The 22,504-nt window shown below is 38.9% G+C and carries 23 protein-coding genes and 1 pseudogene; 12 read left to right on the forward strand and 12 right to left on the reverse strand.

Annotated elements, in window-relative coordinates:
- Positions 1-12 precede the first annotated feature (12 nt).
- Both C9J38_RS09530 and C9J38_RS09535 read left to right on the forward strand, forming a co-directional pair.
- Positions 13-702, forward strand: a complete 690-nt coding sequence (locus tag C9J38_RS09530; RefSeq protein ID WP_107206867.1) for an SDR family oxidoreductase — start codon at positions 13-15, stop codon at positions 700-702.
- A gap of 24 nt (positions 703-726) precedes the next feature.
- A complete protein-coding gene (locus C9J38_RS09535; RefSeq protein ID WP_107206868.1) occupies positions 727-1,230 on the forward strand; it encodes a GNAT family N-acetyltransferase in 504 nt (167 codons plus the stop codon).
- 73 nt (positions 1,231-1,303) lie between these two features.
- Here C9J38_RS09535 and C9J38_RS09540 read toward each other — a convergent pair whose 3' ends face one another.
- From C9J38_RS09540 to C9J38_RS09560, 5 genes are all read right to left on the reverse strand, one after another.
- A complete protein-coding gene (locus C9J38_RS09540; RefSeq protein ID WP_199187113.1) occupies positions 1,304-1,636 on the reverse strand; it encodes an SMR family transporter in 333 nt (110 codons plus the stop codon).
- Positions 1,637-2,055: 419 nt separating this feature from the next.
- Complete coding sequence (locus tag C9J38_RS09545; RefSeq protein WP_107206870.1) at positions 2,056-2,991, reverse strand: amino acid ABC transporter permease; 936 nt, start codon at positions 2,989-2,991, stop codon at positions 2,056-2,058.
- Positions 2,992-2,995: 4 nt separating this feature from the next.
- Positions 2,996-3,808 carry a transporter substrate-binding domain-containing protein gene (locus C9J38_RS09550; RefSeq protein WP_107206871.1) on the reverse strand — a complete coding sequence of 271 codons (813 nt, stop codon included), beginning with the start codon at positions 3,806-3,808 and terminating at the stop codon, positions 2,996-2,998.
- Positions 3,809-3,837: 29 nt separating this feature from the next.
- Complete coding sequence (locus tag C9J38_RS09555) at positions 3,838-4,656, reverse strand: amino acid ABC transporter permease (RefSeq protein WP_107206872.1); 819 nt, start codon at positions 4,654-4,656, stop codon at positions 3,838-3,840.
- Positions 4,657-4,663: 7 nt separating this feature from the next.
- Positions 4,664-5,404 (reverse strand): amino acid ABC transporter ATP-binding protein, encoded by a 741-nt coding sequence (locus C9J38_RS09560; RefSeq protein ID WP_369917496.1) that lies wholly within the window; start codon positions 5,402-5,404, stop codon positions 4,664-4,666.
- Between the two features lie 451 nt (positions 5,405-5,855).
- Between C9J38_RS09560 and aroG the strand changes: the two genes are divergently transcribed.
- Positions 5,856-6,908 carry a 3-deoxy-7-phosphoheptulonate synthase AroG gene (aroG, locus tag C9J38_RS09565; RefSeq protein ID WP_107206874.1) on the forward strand — a complete coding sequence of 351 codons (1,053 nt, stop codon included), beginning with the start codon at positions 5,856-5,858 and terminating at the stop codon, positions 6,906-6,908.
- A gap of 95 nt (positions 6,909-7,003) precedes the next feature.
- Here aroG and C9J38_RS09570 read toward each other — a convergent pair whose 3' ends face one another.
- Positions 7,004-7,192, reverse strand: a complete 189-nt coding sequence (locus tag C9J38_RS09570; protein ID WP_045082326.1) for a hypothetical protein — start codon at positions 7,190-7,192, stop codon at positions 7,004-7,006.
- Between the two features lie 278 nt (positions 7,193-7,470).
- On the opposite strand from C9J38_RS09570, the gene C9J38_RS09575 reads away from it, so the two are divergent.
- The 5 genes and pseudogenes from C9J38_RS09575 (at position 7,471) to C9J38_RS09595 (ending at position 11,857) form a co-directional block, all read left to right on the forward strand.
- A complete protein-coding gene (locus tag C9J38_RS09575) occupies positions 7,471-7,944 on the forward strand; it encodes a hypothetical protein (RefSeq protein ID WP_107206875.1) in 474 nt (157 codons plus the stop codon).
- Positions 7,945-8,397: 453 nt separating this feature from the next.
- A pseudogene (locus C9J38_RS22010) lies at positions 8,398-8,691 on the forward strand (transcriptional regulator); the annotation flags it as partial.
- 475 nt (positions 8,692-9,166) lie between these two features.
- On the forward strand, positions 9,167-10,645 hold the full coding sequence (locus C9J38_RS09585) for an aerolysin family beta-barrel pore-forming toxin (protein WP_107206877.1): 1,479 nt from the start codon (positions 9,167-9,169) through the stop codon (positions 10,643-10,645).
- Between the two features lie 219 nt (positions 10,646-10,864).
- Positions 10,865-11,458 (forward strand): rhomboid family intramembrane serine protease, encoded by a 594-nt coding sequence (locus tag C9J38_RS09590; RefSeq protein ID WP_107206878.1) that lies wholly within the window; start codon positions 10,865-10,867, stop codon positions 11,456-11,458.
- Positions 11,459-11,509: 51 nt separating this feature from the next.
- Entirely contained in the window at positions 11,510-11,857 is a 348-nt protein-coding gene (locus tag C9J38_RS09595; protein WP_107206879.1) for a DUF1840 domain-containing protein, read from the forward strand.
- A 4-nt stretch (positions 11,858-11,861) separates the two neighbouring features.
- Here the strand turns inward: C9J38_RS09595 and C9J38_RS09600 are convergent, their stop codons facing one another.
- Positions 11,862-12,479, reverse strand: a complete 618-nt coding sequence (locus C9J38_RS09600; protein ID WP_107206880.1) for a DJ-1/PfpI family protein — start codon at positions 12,477-12,479, stop codon at positions 11,862-11,864.
- Positions 12,480-12,656: 177 nt separating this feature from the next.
- On the opposite strand from C9J38_RS09600, the gene C9J38_RS09605 reads away from it, so the two are divergent.
- Together C9J38_RS09605 and C9J38_RS09610 are read left to right on the forward strand one after the other, a co-directional pair.
- A complete protein-coding gene (locus tag C9J38_RS09605) occupies positions 12,657-12,863 on the forward strand; it encodes a DUF2986 domain-containing protein (protein WP_039871979.1) in 207 nt (68 codons plus the stop codon).
- Positions 12,864-13,010: 147 nt separating this feature from the next.
- Complete coding sequence (locus C9J38_RS09610) at positions 13,011-14,504, forward strand: DEAD/DEAH box helicase (protein WP_107206881.1); 1,494 nt, start codon at positions 13,011-13,013, stop codon at positions 14,502-14,504.
- Between the two features lie 136 nt (positions 14,505-14,640).
- Here the strand turns inward: C9J38_RS09610 and C9J38_RS09615 are convergent, their stop codons facing one another.
- Positions 14,641-15,699 (reverse strand): endonuclease/exonuclease/phosphatase family protein, encoded by a 1,059-nt coding sequence (locus C9J38_RS09615; protein WP_107206882.1) that lies wholly within the window; start codon positions 15,697-15,699, stop codon positions 14,641-14,643.
- 78 nt (positions 15,700-15,777) lie between these two features.
- Entirely contained in the window at positions 15,778-16,401 is a 624-nt protein-coding gene (locus C9J38_RS09620) for a PolC-type DNA polymerase III (protein WP_107206883.1), read from the reverse strand.
- Positions 16,402-16,620: 219 nt separating this feature from the next.
- On the opposite strand from C9J38_RS09620, the gene mrdA reads away from it, so the two are divergent.
- Positions 16,621-18,606, forward strand: coding sequence for a penicillin-binding protein 2 (gene mrdA, locus C9J38_RS09625; protein ID WP_107206884.1), 1,986 nt, complete (start codon positions 16,621-16,623; stop codon positions 18,604-18,606).
- Positions 18,607-18,741: 135 nt separating this feature from the next.
- Here mrdA and C9J38_RS09630 read toward each other — a convergent pair whose 3' ends face one another.
- The 3 genes from C9J38_RS09630 to C9J38_RS09640 form a co-directional block, all read right to left on the reverse strand.
- Positions 18,742-20,472, reverse strand: a complete 1,731-nt coding sequence (locus tag C9J38_RS09630; protein ID WP_107206885.1) for an ATP-binding protein — start codon at positions 20,470-20,472, stop codon at positions 18,742-18,744.
- Positions 20,472-21,008, reverse strand: a complete 537-nt coding sequence (locus C9J38_RS09635) for a heme NO-binding domain-containing protein (protein WP_107206886.1) — start codon at positions 21,006-21,008, stop codon at positions 20,472-20,474. Before C9J38_RS09635 ends, C9J38_RS09630 begins: the two co-directional genes overlap by 1 nt.
- A gap of 162 nt (positions 21,009-21,170) precedes the next feature.
- On the reverse strand, positions 21,171-21,692 hold the full coding sequence (locus C9J38_RS09640) for a hypothetical protein (protein ID WP_107206887.1): 522 nt from the start codon (positions 21,690-21,692) through the stop codon (positions 21,171-21,173).
- Positions 21,693-21,957: 265 nt separating this feature from the next.
- Between C9J38_RS09640 and C9J38_RS09645 the strand changes: the two genes are divergently transcribed.
- Complete coding sequence (locus tag C9J38_RS09645; RefSeq protein WP_107206888.1) at positions 21,958-22,413, forward strand: Ivy family c-type lysozyme inhibitor; 456 nt, start codon at positions 21,958-21,960, stop codon at positions 22,411-22,413.
- The last annotated feature ends 91 nt before the right edge of the window (positions 22,414-22,504 follow it).

A 22,504-nucleotide genomic window follows, 5' to 3' on the forward strand; every position in this document is an offset into this window, starting at 1 on the left:
TAAGGGGAGACGATGAAAAAAAGCGTATTGATAACAGGAGCTAATCGGGGGATTGGCCTAGGGCTAGTGAAGCAGTATTTATCGCAAGGCTGGTTGGTTCATGCAACCTCGAGAACATTAGAAACAGCGGTAGATCTGCAAGATCTTGCTAGCCATAATGCTGATCTCATTATTCATTCATTAGACGTAACCAATTACGAGCAGCTTGATCAGCTAGCCACGCGATTACCAAGCCTCGATCTTGTGATAAATAATGCTGGTTACTATGGTCCAAAAGGCTATGGCTTTGGTCAGACAGATATCGAAGAATGGCGTCGTGTTTTTGAAATAAATACGATTGCACCATTGAAGTTAATTGAAAGCTTGTACCCATTACTCAAAAATGGGACGACAAAAAAAATAGCCTGCATGTCTTCAAAAGTGGGCAGCATGGCAGAAAATACTTCAGGTGGTGGTTATATTTATCGTTCATCAAAAGCCGCACTTAATTCTGTAGTAAAAAGTTTAAGTAATGATCTTCGTGACGAGGGTTTTACGGTAATTGCTTTACATCCTGGCTGGGTACAAACAGAGATGGGCGGCCCTAATGCACTTATTGATATAGAAACTTCAGCTAAAGGATTGTTTGAAGTGATAGAGCAGAGTTCACCAAGCTGTTCAGGCGCATTTATTAACTACGACGGCAAACGTATCGCGTGGTAATGTGATTAAAAAAGGAGTGTACTAATGGAAAATATCATTATTCGACATAGCGAAGATAAAGATATTACGGGTGTTAAAGCTATTTATGAATCTGAAATTGCTTATGGTGGTACACTTCAACTCCCATTTCCTTCACTTGAGCGTTGGACGTCTCGATTGTCGGATTTACCTCAAGGGTGCTATAGCTTGGTAGCGGAATATGAGGGAGAAATTGTCGGGCAACTTGGACTGTCGGTTTGTGATAACCCAAGGCGCAGGCACGTTGCGAGCTTTGGTATGGGGGTGAAAGAGACATTTCAAGGTAGAGGTGTTGGTGGGCAATTGTTACAGTCGGCATTGATGTTGGCAGATAAATGGCTCAATGTTCAACGTATCGAGTTAGAAGTGTATACAGACAACATTGCTGCAATGAAGCTTTATCAAAAACATGGTTTTGAAATTGAAGGCGAGGCGAAAAACTTTGCGTTTCGTAATGGCGAGTATGCCAATGTATACCATATGGCGAGGCTACGAACATACACTGTATGATTCGATAAAGTGGATAAGTAAAAAGGCAGTAATCATACGCAATGATTACTGCCTTTTTTATTGAAGTGATTTATTAATGGCCAACAGTTTTCGACAATAGGTTAACAATTAAAACACCGACAATAATAAAACCAATACCGACAATTGCGGGTAAATCTAAGCGCTGTCCATAAATAAAAAAGCTAATCGTTGCAACGAGGACAATACCAGCGCCACTCCAAATCGCATAAACAATACCAACAGGCATAGTTTTAACGGTGACAGATAATAGAAAAAAAGCGACAGCGTAACCGACAAGCACAACCGCACTTGGAACTAGTTTAGTAAATTGCTCGGCTTTAGGAATGAAAGACGTTGCGATCACTTCAAACACAATGGCAATAGATAAAGCTAAAAAAGGTGGCATAGAAGTTAATAGTTTAAACATTACGATTATCTATCATTAAAAAAGAGATGCGCATTTTAGTGTCAAAGAATACGTTTCACCAAGTGATATTTATACAAATCATTATTACCATCTAGTAATAATAATTACTAACGAGGTTTTACTATTGATATAAAACGACAAATGAATACTAAACAGCACGACAGCTTAAAGGTATGCTTATATTTCGTAAGAATTCTGTAGTTAGAAGATTGTATTTATCATTATTTTTTAATTATTCGTTATCCGAAATAGCGACAAAAATTGGCATTAAACAAACAAGAGCATATACAAGTAAATGCTGATATTACATTGATCTTAATAGATGAAGTTGTGAGTCAAATAAGCCTGAATACAATGATATATTCATTCAATATGTATTCAGGGCTTATTTGTCATATCTAACGCTGAAGATGACGTAAGCTACGTTTCTCTAATTGGGTGAATAAAAGAGATAAAGATAGGCATAAAATTAAGTAGACAGCGCCAACAAGTAACCAAATTTCAAAGATTAACCCCGATGAGTTCGCCATTTCACTGCCGACGAAGGTTATCTCCTGTATAGAGATCAATGAAATAATTGATGAATCTTTCACTATTGAGATAAATTGACCAGCCAGTGCTGGTACTATGCCTGCGATTGCTTGCGGGAAAATAACAAAGCGGAAACCATCAAGACGAGAAAGCCCAAGAGAGCTGGTTGCTTCCCATTGTCCTTTATCTATTGCATCAAGCCCAGAGCGAATGACTTCAGCGATATAAGCAGCAGCTATTAAGCCAACGCATAGAATGCCAGAAAAAAGGTTTTCCCATAACTGACTATTACCAAAGAGGATATCTTGCAGAAGATTCTCGTTACCATGGTAATTACGAAATAGATTATCGAGTCCTAGCAATGGAACTAATTGGCTAGATATAAAGAAATAGAAAATGAAAACAAAAACCAGTGGCGGGATATTTCTGACTAATTGAATATAAGCATTAGCTGGCAGACGGAAAAAGATAAAAGAAGAACGACGCCCTAAAGCTAAAAGCAGCCCGAATACCGCAGCAAACAGCATACCCCACAAACTTAATCGAATAGTACTGATAATACCTTGAAAGAAATAAGGAAGCTCTCCGTTTTGGCCAGGGGTAAAAACCAAATCAAAGGCTTTATGCCATTGCCAGTGGTAATTAATGCCAACAGATGAACGATAATATAACCACCCGATGAAACAGCTCATTATCACTAAGAGAATGTAATCAAGTGGTTTAAGTTTTTTTAATGAAAACTTAGCAGCCAGAATTTTTTCTGGCTGCGAGAGTGTTTTCTTTGCAGTTGAGCAAGAAGACATTAATTTATTGACCTTCTTTTACCTGGTTCTGCCAATCAACTGTGGTGAACCAATAGTTATAACGCTCTTGTAACCAACCATCTTGAGTTCGAAGTAAAATCCAGTTATCAAAGAAGTTCAACAAGTTGAAATCACCTTGGCGGATAGCAAAACCTTCAGAGCCTTGGCTTAGACGCTCTTTAAATGGTAGAAATAGCTTATCTTTGTATTGCAGAGCCATTTGCTCTGGTTTTGGTGTTGATGCTAATACAGCTTGCGCATTGCCATTTAAAACTTCTTGGAATGCTTGTGCTTCATCATCGAATTGACGTAATTTCGCTTTCGGGAAATATTTCTTCGCCGTTTGTACTGTTACAGCACCGCGACGCACAGCTAGCGTTACGCTACGTTTATTGTAATCAGCAATGGAGAGCTTATCGCCAGCTAACTCTTTATTGGCGGCAAGTTGAACACCTGAATGAGAGTAGGGTGTTGTAAAAAGAACACTCAGATTTCGTTGCGGTGTTATCGACATTCCGCCAATGATAACATCAAATTTACCTGCTAGCAGGGCTGGGATAATACCGTCCCATGCTGTAGGTATAAACTCTACTTTTACACCCGCATCTTTAGCGACACGTTTAGCGACATCGACTTCAAAGCCAATGAGTTCACCTTGTTTATCACGCATTGCCCAAGGTACAAATGTTGATAAACCTACGCGTAATGTGCCTCGTTCTTTAATTTGTTCAAGGGTACTTTTATCAGCAGCAAAAGCATGGCTTGTGGTGAAAAAAAGAGTGAGTGCGGTAAATAAAACCGCCAAAAAACGCTTCATTATATTTTTCTCCATATCGTTAAAAATCATCAATGATTAGGTGTTGCAAGTTTGTACTCTAGCAGTGTTGCAAAAGCAGATAAAACTAACGTTATACATAAATACATTGCCGCAATAGTAAACCAAACTTCAAATGGCATGGCGGTATCAGCAACAATATCCCGTCCTTGTGTTGTTAGATCAAATATAGCCATGATACTGACTATAGAAGAGTTTTTAACCAAAGAAACGGCCTCATTGGTTAATGGTGGTAAAACTCGACGTAACATTTGCGGCAAAATAATATAGCGATAACTATCTATTTTACTTAACCCAAGGCTTTCAGCTGCTTCAAATTGACCTTTAGGTATATTGATTAAGCCAGAGCGGAAGATTTCTGCAGTGTATGCTCCTTGAAATAAAGATAATGCCAGCACTGCTGTTGTAAAACGTTCTAACCCTAATACCGGACCAAAAACAAAGTACAGTAGATAAATTTGTACGAGTAGCGGTGTGTTACGAATGAGTTCAATATACCCCCGTGCAAGACCACGACCGATAATAGAATGAGATACGCGTAACAGTGCGGTTACCAAGCCAAATATGATTGTAAAAATCAGGCTAATGGCTGAAATTTTGAGGGTGACAAGTAGGCCATCAATAAGCTCTGCAGAAAACCATTCTCCGTCTTCTTTAAAAAACAAATATTGAGGAATACGGTACCATTGCCAGTTGTAGTTCATTGCATCAGCACCACTATTGAGTAACCATATAATGGCGAAAGTAATGACGGAAATTTGCAGTAAACCACTGAGTACTGGTTTCAGTATTCTTACTATTGTTGAAGGTGACTGAGGTTTCGCTATCATATTTACCTCAGTAACTTAGAATTTTTTTAAGAAACGCCTGAGTACGTAGGCTTTGTGGCTGATCGAATAAAATTGCGGGCGGTGCAATTTCAACAATTTCACCTTCATCCATAAATACAACCCGATCTGCTACTTTGCGAGCAAACCCCATCTCATGGGTTACGCATACCATTGTAATGCCTTCATCTGCTAATTCTTTCATGACATCAAGTACTTCATGGATCATTTCAGGATCTAGCGCGGAAGTGGGTTCATCAAACAAAAGAATATCAGGCTTCATACAAAGAGAACGAGCAATCGCTACACGCTGTTGTTGCCCTCCTGATAATTGCCCTGGGTATTTATTCGCCTGATGGCCGATATGCACACGTTCTAGATATTGATTCGCTAACGCTTCAGCATCTGTTTTTGACATACCCAATGTGCGTCGGGGAGCAAGGGTTAAATTATCTAATACCGTCATATGAGGAAAAAGATTAAAGTGCTGAAAGACCATACCAACTTTGCCACGAACGGCTTTTAGGTTGTTAGGATCTAATAAGTGATTTCTTACTCTAATTTCGCCTGAATCATATTGCTCAAGCCCATTAATACAGCGGATAAGCGTAGATTTTCCTGAACCGGAAGGGCCACAAATGACCAACCGTTCACCTTTATGAATGGTTAGGTTGATGTCTTTTAATGCATGGAAATCGCCATACCATTTGTTCACATGCTGGAATGCTATTATTTCGTCTTTAGCCAACAAGACGTACCTCGACTCATAAATTAGTAGCTTTTCACAATACATGATAAATACCAATGTATTGATGTAATAGCTTGTACCTATTAAAAATAATTAATCATTTCAATACTATATAACAATGAACTTTTAATTTTTAGAAGTCATCATTTAAATAAATAATCTATGTCTATGTGAGTGATTATTACCCATTTATTTATCAACTTAATAGCGATCTATATCATAAAAGTATTTGCTTTGTGAGGTAATTAGGGTGGGTGTAATTATTTTGTTATGGCACATAATACGTATTATTACGATTAATGAAGTGAAATGGTTAAAAAATGTCGACTTTACAGCCATAACCCATTGCACAAAAGGGGTTAAGGCGATAAGTTAAGAAATGACTATTTGGAGATAAGTACACTACATCGATTGACCGACATAGACGTAGTGTAGCGATACGGGAAGTATAAGCATGCATAAAACAGATGATGTCCGCATTAGCGAGATCAAAGAACTATTACCACCAGTTGCAATACTGGAAAAATTTTCAGCTTCAGAAACAGCTTCAGAAACAGTATATCAAGCTCGAAATGCCATTCATAATATCTTAAATGACGAAGATGACCGTCTTCTTGTGATTGTTGGACCTTGTTCTATACATGATACTGATGCAGCAATAGAGTACGGTAAAAAGCTAAAAACACTACGTGATGAGCTTAACGCTGATTTAGAAATTGTTATGCGCGTTTATTTTGAAAAACCGCGTACAACTGTAGGTTGGAAAGGGTTGATTAATGACCCTTACATGGATAACAGCTTCCAATTAAATGATGGCTTACGCATTGGTCGTAAACTACTTCTTGATTTAGCTGAATTAGGCCTCCCAACAGCAGGCGAATTCCTTGACATGATCACACCTCAGTACATGGGAGATTTGATCAGTTGGGGAGCAATTGGTGCGCGTACAACAGAATCTCAGGTTCACCGTGAACTTGCGTCAGGTTTGTCATGCCCAGTAGGTTTTAAAAACGGCACAGATGGCAATATCAAAATTGCAACAGATGCGATAGGTTCGGCAAGTGCGCCTCACCACTTTTTATCTGTGACTAAATACGGTCACTCTGCGATTGTATCAACGGCAGGCAATGAAGATTGCCATATTATCCTTCGTGGTGGTAAAGAGCCAAATTATAGTGCTGAGCACGTTAAAGCAGTGACAGATCAACTTGAAGGTGCTGGTCACCGTTCTAAAGTGATGATCGATTTTAGTCATGCAAATAGCCTGAAAAAATTTGATCGTCAGCCGCTAGTATCACAAGATGTTGGTGAGCAAATTGCGAGTGGTAACAAATCTATCTTTGGTGTGATGATTGAAAGTCACCTTGTTGAAGGTCGTCAGGATATTGTTGATGGTGTTGAACCGACTTACGGTCAAAGTATTACAGATGCCTGTATTGGTTGGGAAGATACTGAAAAAGTACTTCGTCAATTAGCGTCAGATGTACAAAAGCGCCGCCAAGCGTAACAACATGTATATTAATAAAAACCGATGTTTCTACACATCGGTTTTTTTATATCTTTTTTATATCCAATCTAGATTTATAAAAGCCAGAATTAAAATCATTTCTCATTGTAATGGCGATAACCATCATTAAATTCAATATCATAGCTTTCATCGTATTGGTGCTTTTCTATCAAGCTTTCACAATGAGGGAATTGACAATAAATAGGGTATGTACGATGTAATCCATTTTCGATGAAGGCTTCAAGAATGCCATGAGTATCTGCAATGAGTGTTTTATCTTCCATATATCGACTCCAAACAAATATATGTGATATCAATATGAACATTGTATCATAATTGATACGACCTAGTTGTCTTATTGGCAATAAATATGACTAAAAGGGATGTTGTAATTATAGCGGCTTTTGTGATGTACAGATTTATTGACAATGTTTTCGCTATCTAAAAATGGAAAATATCTTTAAATTTAAACGTTTATAAATATATCTGCTATAACAATATAAAGTGATAGGGTAGTTATTGATTGAAACTATGTATACCAATAAGCGATAGGTCGGTGTGTATGAAGAGTTTGATATTAAGCGTTCTGTACGGTGTATTTTTATTTGGTCCACTGATGATACAAGCTGAAATCGTTTCAAAACCATTAGAGTCAACAACAAGTTTTATTGAAACGGTTGATAGTTACGAATCATCACAAACACAGCAACAGGGAATTACGGTTTATCATCCAGTATTGGGCTATGCGAATTATGAAAATATCGTTTGTGATTCTAACGATAATCATCAACGACAATTTCAACACCTAGTAACAAGCTACTGTTTACAGCACAGCGGTAAACTTGTAGGCAATTGGTGTGTGGACACACAAAATAATATGCCGTTGTTTCATACAGAATTAAACCAGCATAGTATGGATTGTCGTTCAGGCGGAAACGCATCAATAATCCATGTTCTTGAGTTTTTACCTTCAGTAGAACACGATCAGCGAACACAACAGAATTGGTTACAGGTCGCGACTGCTTTTGGTTATTAATCTCTGAATGATGTGCTTTATAACGTTGAATGCATCTACGGTGTATTTTCAGGTATTAGGAAAGCATTAAAAATTAGCTGTAGACTCTACAGCTAATTAAAGAGATGGCTCGATGAGAAATAAATGGAAGAACACTATGTTTGTTGTTTTAGATTAAATAATAGATAGCTTCTATAAGCTCTATTTTATCTACAGGCTATATATTATGAAGTGGCATTAATTCTTGTTAACTGCCCATTACTGTTCATCTTTATTAACAATTATATCTAATTATAAATCTTCCCTTACAAATATATAAATGCTGAATTTCTAGTAATGCCTTTGCTTTCTTTAAATTAATGAGATAGATAAAGTTTAAGCTGGATCACACTCAGCTCTATTTATATATGCTAATTATCAATTATAAAATATACATCTATCTTCTCTTTATTGATAAAGTTACGGGGGAGTAACATGGTATTATATAACCCTATAAAAAATACCCTTTCTAATCGTAAAAAAATATTAAAAATAGGATATCGAGATTCACAGATTCTTTATCTCTTGCTTAAACACTCTCCAAATGTTGTCCCAAAGAAAGATATTATTCAATTTGCCTGGGGCAGTGAATGTATTGGAGAGACATCATTAGCGAAAAGTATCAGCAAAATTAGACTTTCACTGATAAAGCTAGGTATTAAGGAATCACCCATAGTGACAGTACCTAAAGTTGGATACCGTTTAATTGAAGGCGTGTTATTTGATGAAGTGCTTAATGCTAAAATATTGATAGAGAAAAGCGAAAAAAATAAGGATTTCTCAACTGACTATACACGGCAAAGCAATCATGGAAAGAGATATCGGCCTTTAGTTTGCTCTTTTCTTTTATTTGTCATTTTAATTTCCACACTACTTGTAACAATCAATAAAGGTCATAGCATTAATACAGATCTTGAAATGAATGCGTTGATAAATAAACCAAGGGTAAGTTTATTAAACGATTATCCTAATTACAAAATTTTGGAATTAAACGTTAAAAAATTATCTTAATCAAAATTCAGTTTATTACGATAAAGTTTTTTAAAAAAGACTGATTTATCAAATTACAATTCACTTATAACATATTGAAAATTATAGTCATAAAATTTCAAGTAATTTCATTGTTACTAAATTTATTAATATGGAAAACTGGCATAGCTCTACTTTGAGTGCATCATCAAATTAATATATATGAGGATTGTTCATGCGAAGTATCTACATAAGTATATTGTTAGCTACTGTCCTTCCAACCTTAACAAGTCGTGTATATGCACAGAAGGTGTACCCTGATCAAATTGTACTGGATCACTTAGGTTCAAATATTTGCCGAGCAGGCTACCATCCTCTTGACCATTATGAAGCTGGGGAGCATGTAAAATCTCTTCTTCCTTTTATGGATGACTGGCAAATCGTCTCGCTAAAAGGTCTATGGGTCGTTATGGGACCGGGTTACAAAGGTTTGATAAAACAACAACCCGCAGGAACTAGCCCTCCCAACACTTTTTGTTATCCTGATGAAAACCACACAGAAATTCCTAACTACACTGCACTTGAGCTACCAGAAGGTGATGAAATCGATGTTCAATATGCACTATTACATGACCAAGATAATTTTATTCGGCCTTTAAGCCAACTTGCTGATTATCTGGGTTATGCATGGGTTGGTGGCAATCATGCTCAATACGCTGGCGAAGATATGAACATTCAACATATCGGTGATGACTGGGTTATCCAAGGAAATGATATTGGAACGTGTACCGGTTATCGGTGTGATGAAAAGACTAAAATCACAGTAAATAATTTTGCCTATCGTTTAGATGATGACAGTTTCTGGCATGGCGATGTCACTGAGTCGGACAAAAAACTAGTAAAAACCATTACCGCGTTAGCGAGAAACGACAGTGATCAAGATCAGAAAATTTCCGTTAGCTTAAAGTTGGATGAATCAACAACGTGGTCAAAGACTGATAATTACGGGTTTTCTGCAAGAGTAACAACTGAAGATGCTTTCAATTGGCCACTCGTCGGAACGACAAGGCTAAATATTAGCATTGAGGCAAATAAAAACTTTTCACAATCTAAAGGCGAATCAACCAGTGAGCAAGTTTCGTTAGAAGCACAACCAACGGTGCCACCTCACTCAATTATACCGGTCCGCGTCGATTTATATCTCTCATCTATTGCTTACCCTTACCAGTTTAATGCAGATATAAGTTACGACGTCAATTTCAATGGATTTCTACGCTGGGGAGGTAATGCGTGGCATACACATCCAGAAAAACGACCATATAGAAGTTATACGTTTACCGTGGGACGTGGCAGTGATAAGCCCGCGAATATTCCTTATCAATGGGAACATCGATATATTCCAAATGAAGTACAGTGGTGGGATTGGAGCTGGGCGATAAATGAAATCGGACTGGGCAATATTCAATCTGCCCTTGGTATGAGTTTGCGTCCTTTCCATTCTTTTGTCTCTGGTGATTTTTCTGCCGAGTCTCAATATGCTGGCACTATGGATATTGGTAAAGCGCAGCCTATAGACAAAAGTTCTCTATCATTAAAAGATAATGTTACGACTCAACGTGCTGGTAATGTAGAGGTAGCATCGAATTTTGATGCTGATGAACTTAATTCATTAGGTTTTACTAATGCAGAATTGAGCGTACATGCAGTAAATTAACGCCATCGTATAAAGCGGTATTCACTGTTTGCCCGTAACTACGTGTTGCGGGCTTTATCGTTGTTAAAAATAATCTGTTTATTACCCATTTCATGCTTTAAGTGTCTGTATGGGGAGATGTATTGTTTTTAGACTATCAATCAGACATAAGATAGTTAGCTATAATAGTAGGGATAATGTTACGTTACATGAATGTTTTATAATCCGTGGTGTATTTTTATGTCTGACTTTAAAAAGAAGTGGCGAGATGTCTTTTTTGTCATTCTATTCTTTTGGGGGATTTCGTTTGTTGCTTTTATTATCAATCATAGTTTTAATGGCGTATTAAATAGCTACGGTTTATTACCTCGCCACGTTAGCCATCTTAGCAACATTGCGTTTTATCCTTTTATCCACGGCAGTTGGTCTCATTTAATTTTTAATCTTACTTCTTTCACACTATTGGCTCTTGGGGTGGGGATTAATGGTGTTGCTCGGTTAATTAATGTCATTTTGTTGTGCTGGTTATTTGGCAGTATCAGTGTCTGGTTGTTTGGACGTATCAGTTACCATGTCGGATTAAGTGGGATCATTTATGGCATTTGGGGCTACTTGCTTATCTATGGTTTAGTCTTAAGAAGTATCATGTCATTAATTATTACATTTTTAGTGCTGGTTTATTTTAGCTCGATGATTTGGGGTGTCTTCCCATTTAATTATTTGGTGAGCTTTGAAAGCCATTTATTTGGTGCTATCGCTGGTGGCTTTATTGGTTACTTTCTTGGCAAAAAAGACCGTGGAAAATTAAATTGCCATTACGATCAGAAACCCTAACAGAATATAATGGTCTAATAGCTATATGAATAAAAAAAGGATAGGTGAGTTATGTTAATTACATTTCATAGTAAAGGAAGTAACGATATTACAATGTTTGGTGATATCGCACAGCAATTGATTCATATGATGGGGTTTTGCGAAACAGTCCCAGGTGCTATTCGAGAAGAAGATATCGCACAAGCGCTAACAAACCTAAAAGATGGTATTAATAAAGCTAAACAAGAGAATAAGCAGAGTGGCATTACTGCTGATCCCGCAATAGAGCCAAACCCGCTTGATGCCGATTTAGATGACGCTGAATTTGAGCCAGAAATTTCTTTATCAGTACGTGCTATGCCGTTGATTACCTTATTAGAATCAGCAGTAAATGAAAAAAGTTATGTTATGTGGGAATAGGAAACTATTTAACAATATGTAGCGGAGCAAAAGGATCATCGTCAGGATCGTTTTGCCACAAATATTCTGCTTCAACAGCGACTTTTCGTGCAACATTGTCACCAAATTGGTAGGCAATAACCGCTAATGCCATGTCTAAACCTGACGAACAGCCTGAGGCAGTAAAGATATTGCTGTCTCGCACCCATCGGGCTGACGATTGCCAATCTACATGATGTCCAAGCTTTTTAACCCAATGAAATTGCTTTTTATTTGTTGTTGCTTGGCAATAGTTGAGTAATCCCGCATTTGCTAATAATGCTGAGCCTGTGCAAACAGAGCAGATTAATTTTTGTTTAGGCGCAATGCGTTTCAACCAAAACAACACCGTGGGATTGTTAATTACCGATTTAATCCCACTGCCACCGGGAATGAGCAAAATATCAGAGCCGAACGTATCATTAAAATTGAGTTGCGGTGTAATCGATATATGTTGTTGGCTTAAGATTGTTTTTCCATCAACAGAGATTGTTTGAGCGTGATAAAGGTCCGGTAACAAGCCGAACATTTGTAACGGTCCAAAAGCATCAAGCAGTTGAAAATTATCAAACAAAAATAGCGTGACTGTTTGTGGCTTTTTCATTGTTATAAAACCTTTTATATGCCTTTTAACGATTAGCATAGCTAAGATTTTGAAACCATTTGTCCGATATTGAGATGGTTTTCGAGGCCTGTTGATGGATAAAGCTTGTTATTCAGCGCTGAACCATTACAATCAGCGCCTTGTTTAAAAATGATGAAAATATCAGCTGGCGCGATTATGAATAGAAAAAAGAAAATTAACGAAACGCTTAAAAAGAGAATGAAAAAGGCGAATGCTAAGTTACATAAAAGTAATAAGCCTCGCTACATCTCTAAAGCGGAACGTGCCAAGTTAGACGCTGAAGCAGCACAACAAGTGTCTGCCGAAGAAACCATTTCACCATCAGAAACTGAAACTATGAGTACAGAAACAACGGTTTCATAACTACGTATTTATCAGTAAATTTTCAACAGGGAAGGTAAGCATTACCTTCCCTGTTTTATTCTCATTGAACAGCACGTTTGTTCAATAGCTGGCTTAAATTAGCCACTACTATCGCCAAATTGGCGTTTTATATAAAAGAGAGATGCTATGAGTTTTGCCTCTTTAGGCCTATCTGCCCCAATTCTTGAAGCTGTTGCAAAGCAAGGCTACGAAAAACCATCACCGATCCAAGAGCAAGCGATCCCAGCTATCCTTTCGGGTAAAGATGTAATGGCGGCGGCCCAAACTGGTACAGGCAAAACAGCAGGCTTTACCTTACCTTTGCTAGAACGTTTAGCGAATGGTCGACCTGCTCGTTCAAATCACGTACGCGCACTTGTATTAACCCCAACACGTGAGCTAGCCGCTCAAGTAGGGGAGAGTGTAGCGACTTATGGTAAAAACTTACGTTTAAGCTCTGCCGTTGTTTTTGGTGGTGTTAAAGTAAACCCACAAATGCTGCGTATGCGTAAAGGTGCTGACGTATTGGTGGCAACACCAGGGCGTTTAATGGATCTTCATAGCCAGAATGCTGTGAAATTCCGTGATGTTGAAATTTTGGTTCTTGATGAAGCTGACCGTATGTTAGATATGGGCTTTATCCGTGATATCCGTAAAATTTTAGCGTTACTACCTAAAGAGCGTCAAAATTTACTATTTTCAGCAACCTTTTCTGATGAAATTCGCGAGCTTGCAAAAGGCTTAGTGAATAATCCAGTAGAGATTGATGTTAACCCACGTAACCAAACAGCACGTACTGTGAAGCAGTGGATTTGCCCTGTTGATCAAAAGAAAAAACCTAACTTATTAACTAAGCTACTTAATGAGCGTAATTGGAAACAAGTGCTTGTTTTCACTAAAACCAAGCACGGTGCGAATAAACTTGCTACTCATTTAGAAAGTCGTGGAATTTCTGCGGCCGCTATCCATGGTAATAAGAGCCAAGGCGCGCGTACTAAGGCACTTGCTAACTTTAAGTCTGGTAATATTCGCGTACTCGTTGCGACAGATATTGCAGCTCGTGGCCTAGATATTGAACAACTACCACAAGTTGTGAACTTTGATTTACCACACGTAGCAGAAGACTATGTACACCGTATTGGTCGTACTGGTCGTGCCGGTTGTGTTGGTGAAGCGATTTCATTAGTGTCGGCAGAAGAAGCAAAAGATCTTGCTGCAATTGAGCGTTTAACACAGCAAGTGTTTGATCGTGAAATTATTGAAGGTTTTCAGCCAACTAACGCATTACCACAAGCTAAGCTAGATACACGCCCAATTAAACCGAAGAAGCCTAAAAAGCAGAAAACGTTTGTGGCGCGTGAAGGTGCAGCGACAGGTGAAAAGCGTAGCGCAAACAATAATAACGGTGGCGCAAAGCGTAAACCTGCCTCTCGTCGTCCACAGGGTCAGTCTACTGATGCTACAAACAACGAGAAGCGTTCAGAGCAAGGTGCAAGACCTGCACGTAAGCCACGCAACACAGATGCGAAACCACAATCAAATGGTGATAAGCCTCGTCGTCGTTTCAACGATGAAAAGCCGAAATCAGATGGTCGTCGTCGCTCTCCACAGCGTAGTCGTGCACCAAAAGCGACAGCGTAATAACGTTTAACACGTTAAATAAAAACGACTGATAAATACCTTTTACAAAAATGGTATATCAGTCGTTTTTTTATCTGCTTATTTTAGCAAACCGTGGTTATAAGCCGTTATCAGCGAACCGAAAGTTAGCTTTGTACTAGGATCGCAGTGATAAGGTCACAATAGGGATAGCGTGATCAGTACTGTAGCCGTCAATATCAAAGCTTGAATTGACCAAATGCTTATCTTCAGTGTGATAATAGCTAACTTCAAATAATGAGCCTAAATAACTCGCATTGAACTCCTGTGATAACAGAATGTAGTCTAATACCGATCCTTTGCCATTAAAGTAATGGGTAGAAGGGCGAGTTGTTTCTTCATCTTGTGGATTGACTTGAGTATAAAGCTGCCAACCATCGTAAAGGCAATAGAAGTTAATTAAGCGCTCAGTGTCACTTTCTGACATCCCATAAACACGACTTGCCGTTAACTCTTCTAAACAACTACTCGAAATAACATCGTTATAATCGCCACACAGCACCATCGGATGACTGGTTTGCTCACGTCGCTTCACCATTGCAAGTTGCAGTAACGCCGCTTCAGTGCCCCGTAGCATGGATGAACCCCAATTCCCTAAACGTTGACCAAGAAAAGAAGAAAGCGCACTGCCTGATTTCGCAATTGTCTCAGGTAGTGGATCATCAAATAGAGAACGTTTGGATTTTAAATGAGTGACATAGCAGTCTGTTGCGCCAATATGAGGCATATCAACCGTCGCCCGCAGTGGCTTGCGACTAAATGAAAACTCAGTCCAGCCCAGTAATTGTGCCGCTTCCTTATCGACTTCAACAGCGATAACTTCAGTGATGGGAAATTTAGAAGCAATGGCGACAACGGGGCTACGATAAATAAAATCGCCTTCTACCTGAGGTTCATCAACGACTGCAAAATAGGGATAGCCAATATCGCGCAATAATGCTTGTAAATCCTCTGCGCTAAACACTTCTTGAAAACCAATAATATCCGGTTGTTGGGCTTCTAAAATCGAAGTTAGCCAATGCTGTTTTTTATGCCATTGTTCATAGCTATAAATATTTTCAAAATCATAATAAGCATTAGGGGGGGCAAGATAATTCAACAAATTAAAACTTGCGATTTTGATCTCCGACTGAGCGATAGGCACTTGGGGGAAATGTTCAGCATCTGACTGTTGCAAAATCGAACTCTCAGTGAAGTTATTAAAAACTGTATAGCTGTTTTAGCATACTTGTTACGTTGAATATACGACTTATTGTTAAGCGTAACGGTGAAATAAGGTATCGATTTTGGCTTTTGGTGTTTTTGCTAGTTTTATCATTAATTCAAAAGAGACAGAGTGAAGATGATATTGTCGCTTAATATCTTCAAGCATGACTAACCATAAACGAGCTGTCATTTCAGAATCGGCTAACGCGCGGTGAAATACACCATTGTGCTCAATGTGTTTGTAATCCACTAACGTGCCTAATTTATGATTCGGTGCATCTTGATATAAACGTCGTGCAATCAGCATTGAACAGGCAAATGCACCTGTATAGTGCCGGCCAATATCCGCCAGCTCTGCGTCTAAAAAACGCTGATCAAAAGAGGCATTATGCGCCACAAGGTTGGCATCACCAATGAAATCAACAAAGGCATCCATTACCTCATTACATGGTGGTGCAGTGCGTAACATGTTATTGCTGATCCCCGTGTAACCTTCAATAAAGCTACTGACACGAAAACCAGGATTCATGAGCTGTTGGAATTGATCAACAACTTCGCCATTAACTAATTTAACAGCACCAATTTCGATAGCGCGATCGCCTTGATTGGGAGATAAACCAGTCGTTTCGAAATCGAGAACAACCACGCTGTCAGCGGAGCGAGAAAGGGTCATGGTAAAACCTATAGAGAGAGAAGGTGGTCATTTTAATGGTCGTAGAGGGCTTGTAAACTCCTCAAACACATTATATCGCGATAACTGAGGTTAAATTATCGTCAAACAGGCAACCAGTTATTACATTCTAGCGAGAGATCACGCATTATACGGATTGGGTATAAGTACAATTCTTTGTTAACGACGGCACATATGGCCATTGAGATCTCATAAGCATCTATGAAGAAAGAAAGAAGTCAATTTCGTGATCACCAAGCTGAAGTGTCGCTATTTAAGCGTCGAGCGCTGGCAGGGTTTATTGGGATTATCATTTTATCGTTTGTGTTAATCGGTAATTTGTATCACTTAGAAGTGCAAGATTACAGCGAATATACTGCTCGTTCGAATGATAACCGCATTAAAATTATCCCAGTGGCACCGAATCGAGGCCGTATTTACGATCGAAATGGCGTTATTCTCGCAGAGAATATACCGGTCTATTCTTTAGAAATTATTCCAGAAAAAGTCGCACACCTCACTGAAACACTCGACAGTTTAAAAACCTTACTGGGTGTAACGGATGATGAAATAGACTCTTTTATGAAGGATAAGAAACACACCCGTCCGTTTATGCCGGTGACATTAATTGATCAGATGACGGAAAAGCAAGTTGCAGAGTTTTCCGTTAATGAATTTCATTACCCAGGTGTTGATGTTGATGCACATTTAGAGCGCTATTACCCTTATGGCTCAGCATTAACACATACGTTAGGCTATGTGGCTAAAATCAACGATCGTGATATTAAGTCATTAAAAGAACAGGGTATTTATAATAACTATAAGGCCACGCGTACGATCGGAAAGCTCGGTGTTGAACGCTACTATGAAGATTTACTTCATGGTCAATCTGGTTATGAAAAAGTCGAAGTGAATAACCGTGGTCGTATTATTCGTACCTTAGAATATGTTCCGCCTATTTCGGGTAAAGATATTAAGTTGACGATCGATCTTAATTTGCAGTTGTTCGCCAACAAGCTATTAACGGAAGAAGTCAAAGATCCCAAAACAGGTAAAATGGTGACGAAAACTCGTCGTGGTGCGATTGTGGTATTAAACCCGCAGGACGACGGCGTATTAGCGATGGTATCAAGTCCTAGTTATGATCCTAACTTGTTTGTGCATGGTATTACGTCCAAAGAGTACAGCAAATTATTGAATAGTCCTGCGCACCCGTTGGTAAACCGAACCACATTAGGGGTATATCCACCGGGTTCAACGGTTAAACCACAAATTGCGGTTGCGGCATTAGCGACAGGGGTTATCACACCCAACACAGTACGTAATAACCCGGGCTGGTGGCGAATTCCTAATTCCAAAAGTCGTAAATTCCGTGATGATGTTCGTTGGGGACACGGTAACGTTGATGTATATAAAGCGATTGAACAATCAGTAGATACTTTCTTCTACCAAGTGGCTTATGACATGGGCATTGACCGATTATCGACATGGATGAACAAATTTGGTTACGGCGAACTCACCGGTATTGATATTAAAGAAGAGACATCCGGTAATATGCCGACTCGCCAATGGAAGCTCGCACATACCAAACAACCTTGGTACCAAGGTGACACCATCCCTATTGGTATAGGTCAGGGCTACTGGACAGCAACACCGATGCAAATAGCCAAAGCAACCTCGGTTGTGGCAAATTCTGGTGTCGTTCATCGCCCTCACTTGCTATATGCGATTCTTGATGGCAAGAAAGAAGATATTGTTAAATTTAAAGACTTTCCAAAAGTCGAGCCTGTGCCATTAAAAGATTGGAAAATTGCACAAGAAGGCATGCACTTAGTGACGACGAAAGGGACGGCACGTAAAGAGTTTAAAAACTTAGCGTATGAAGCCGCCGGTAAAACCGGTACCAGTCAGGTCTATACCATGTCTGATACTCAAAATTACGATGCGAATGAAGTTGCGGAGCATTTACGTGACCATGCATTGTTTACCGGCTATGCACCGTTACATGATCCTAAAGTACTGGTATCCGTTATTTTAGAACACGGTGGATGGGGACGTAACGCCGCACCACTTGCTCGTAAAATCATGGATTACGTGTTAGTCAAACCGACCCTAGATCCCGCCGTGCAGAAGCAGGCGAAGAGTGATAAAACGAAGGCTGAAACGCCTGTGGATGTGTCGAAAACGGCTGAGATAAAGGCCAGCTAGTGACGATAAACGCACATTGATTAAAATACGAAAAGGTCACGTCAGTGGCCTTTTTTACTTTTTAGCGATATGATTTTTTAAACCGTAATTTAAACCGTAATTTAAACCGTAATTTAAACCGTAATAGAGAGAGGATTATTCAATCACACTGCCCCAAATGGTTAAAATATCATGAAGCTCGGAAGCCAAATAAGGTTTACATAAAATGTCATTCATACCCGCTTGAATACAGGCTTCACGTTCAGCGCTCGTTGTACCTGCGGTTAAGGCAATAATGGGTTTGGAATAGTCTTGCTTTCGTAATTCTCTAGTTGCGGTGTAGCCATCCATAATCGGCATTCTGCAATCCATAAACACCACATCAAAGGATTCCGCATTTAATATATCTAATGCTTTTTGTCCGTTATCGACAATGGTTGGTTCAATTTGGATTTTGTTTAGCATCAGCTTAATGATCATTTGATTGGTCTTTAAATCTTCAACCACTAACACTTTTAAATGCTTAATTGGCGTTTTATGCGGTTGTCTCACTTTGGCATTAAAATGAGTATGATCACTTGTGGGTAAGGGTAAGGAAACATTAAAACATGCACCACGCCCGAGCGAGCTTTCAACGCGGATAGAGCCACCCATTTGTTCACATAGCTGTTTGCAGATCACTAAACCTAGCCCTGTGCCTTCATGGCTTCGTTTGCTGGTATTATCCACTTGGCTAAAAGGTTTGAATAACTTGTGTTGGTTTGAGTGATCAATACCACAACCGCTGTCTTTTACCGTAAATTGTAGCTGTTTGTTTTGCCACCAGAACTTAGCGTGCACAAAACCTGCAGGGGTGAATTTAATCGCATTAGAGATCAAATTAACAAATATTTGCTTAATCCTATCTTCATCACCAATGAAAAATCTTGGTAAGTCATGGGAGTAATAAATGTTAAAATCTAATCTTTTTTCGTGGGAACGATGGGTAAAAATATCTTCCAATTTTACTGCTAATAAATGGCAATCAAAGGGTTTTTCAATCAGCTCCAACATACCTGCATTTATTTTGCTGTAATCGAGTAAGTCATTAATGATCGCCCGTAGCAATTCACCTGAGTGATTCAATGTAGTTAACAATTTCTGTTGGTCGTTATTAAGCGGTGTATCTTGCAGTAATTCCGCAGCACCAAGAAGCCCATTAAGTGGTGTCCGTAATTCATGGTTGATCATAGCGAGAAAATCACGGGTTGATCGCTCTGAATCTTCTGCCCGTTTTTTAGCATCAATAGCTTGATTAAACGTTATTTGCCTACCAATAGCGGATCGAAATAACTCACCAAACAGCGCCATATGTTTTTGAATCGCTGGCAATCGGTCATCGGTACATATGATTCTGACAGCTAATATACCTATTTGCCCTCTGTTATTAACAATATTTATCCAAAGAGTATGGCCGCCTTTATCCCATAATGAATGGGTCGATTCTAGCTCAGCTGGAGGTGTCCATTGCTGTAAACGGCCGCTGGAGTAGCTCCCTGATATATTAATATTATCGGCAGGGTAAATGGTGATATGACAACCTGATATGTAATTACCATCAACGAGGCTGTCTAACAATTGTTGAATACTTTCCCTCGTTGCACTGTGCTTTAAAAATAATCGGGCATAAAGAAGTAACAAGTTTTCCATTTTGTTCTGATAAGTTAAAAGCTCAGAATCAAACTTCGCCTGCATTTGTAATTTTTCGTACGAATCATTAAGCATTTGATTTGCATTATAAAGCTCATGACTTTTCGCTTCTAATAACTTTTCAGCGGCTAATCTTGATGCATGTTCGCGTTGGAGTTTTTGTTTTAATAAAGCAATATGTTTTTCAGGATCGATCATTAATTATCACTCAATGACAAATGAAAGCGGACACTGTTTTTGCTTGTTGTTGGTACCAGTACGATAGCAAGATGTTGCTTAAAATAATCGGCACATCCTTCTAATAACCCCAAACAGACATAACCCATGCATCGCGCTGAATGATAATCCATTGTCAGGGTGGTTTCTGTTTCATTAGAGAATTCAAAGCGAGGGGGAGTTGTATCAGGGTAAAGCTTTTTAACTTCTTGATGTATGTATGACTCCACACTGCGAATAAAATCGAAGGTGTTGGAATCGGTAAAGTCATGATTTGGTAATAAAGTGAGTAAGCGAGGGAAAACAGCGCGACCGAAGGTTTGTTGAAGGCTTTCAGCGGAAACGCCGGTAACCTTATGTAAACAAATAATCAGCTTGACTAACCGTTGGTGCTCATAGCTACCGACAGAGGTATAAACACCCGGGTCGTCAGCCATATCTAGCATTGACTGGCACACTTCTAGATCGAAAGTACGTTCAACAATATCGAGAAATTCAGTAAAAATGATCCCTTTCATACTCTTCTCCGATGTATTCTAGATACAGACTTTAAACACGTAATAAAGGAATTAAAGTCTGTAATTTAGTATGGCAGAGATTGAAGGTTCGTCAAAAACAACAGGTTAGTTGTTGAAGAAAGGGCTAAATTACGAAGCTGATTATTAGCTTCGTAATCATTTTTATTTTTGGATAATGACAGCTTGCGAGAATTGCTGCGCAGAATGGATAAGGTAATCTTCCATATCTGTAATTAATTGCTGCTGGTTCGGTAATGGCAATGCATACACGTCAGACACCAGGCTATATTGCTCACCATCTTCTGCATGAGTATAAATCATGCCACAAGCGGCCGGTTTACCTTTGAAAAAGCCAACATAAAGCGTCGCTTCTGCATTAGGCTCAAACATAATTTGAGTTAAATACTCAATAACCGCTTCTTTTTCTTGTTCATTTTCCCATTGAGAGGCACGAACTAAAGAATAGCGAATAGTAAGAGGGTGGCAATCAACCGGGTAGAAAGATAAAGAGGGTTCGGGTGTCGGTAACGAAGTATCGATGCAATGCGTAGTTAAATCAGTTTGAGATAGTTGATACAGTTCTAATCCCTTTACACTTAGCGGTGTTGGAAACTCAGCATCAGTAATATGGCTTGCCATCCAAGCGTTTTTTAAAGTAATTAGTTGTTCTGTAATAACCTGCATATCGTCGCTTCTTTTATTTAATTGCTGATACCTTAACTTAATTACGGTAAAGAAGGTATGTTAATTCAAGTAATTGAGTGAAAAACACACACATATGTAAGTGTAACGTCAGTATTTTGCTTGTTTAATAATGTTTGCCAAAATTTAGATACTTTTTGCTCTTATATTGGATAGGGTGTGAGCCTAATAAGCGTTATCTTGTAAAAGTATTAGTGCCGCAGGCGTAAAATGATTTGAGCGGTACTCAAATTTAGGACTGAATAAAATGAAAAAGCTATTATTAGCCACATCCATTGTTTTGTTACTTGCAGGTTGTAATGACCAAGCACCTAAAGAGCAATCGCCAAACGATCAAACGCAAACTGTCGCCACAACTGAAACCGTTGTAGAGCAAACCCAATCTGTCGCGCCAGAAACGCAAAAAATCCCTAAATGGGTATCAGAAAATAAAGTGACAGCGCCGCTAGATAATATTGTAGATGGCGATGAAACTTACAAAGCCGTTTCTTATTGTAAGCCGCATGATTGTGCCGGTAACTTTATGATCACCCTAACGGGTAAAGACAACAAAGCATATTCAATGGTAGTACACGTTAAAGATACCAATGGTGCTATTACCAAGCCAAGTGAATACGCGAGTTACCAATTTATTGGTAATCCTGATGACAACATGAAAGGGCTACTACAACAAGCGTTGCTACAAAATCCGAACTGGAAATAAATACATTGAGCTAATGTTTGAAGTAAGAATGATAAAACGTGCCGTGCTAGTGACAGCACGTTTTTTTATGCCTGAATTTTTCAGCACGATG

The organism is Photobacterium sp. GB-210 (genome assembly GCF_003026075.1).
In the GTDB taxonomy this organism is placed as follows: domain Bacteria; phylum Pseudomonadota; class Gammaproteobacteria; order Enterobacterales; family Vibrionaceae; genus Photobacterium.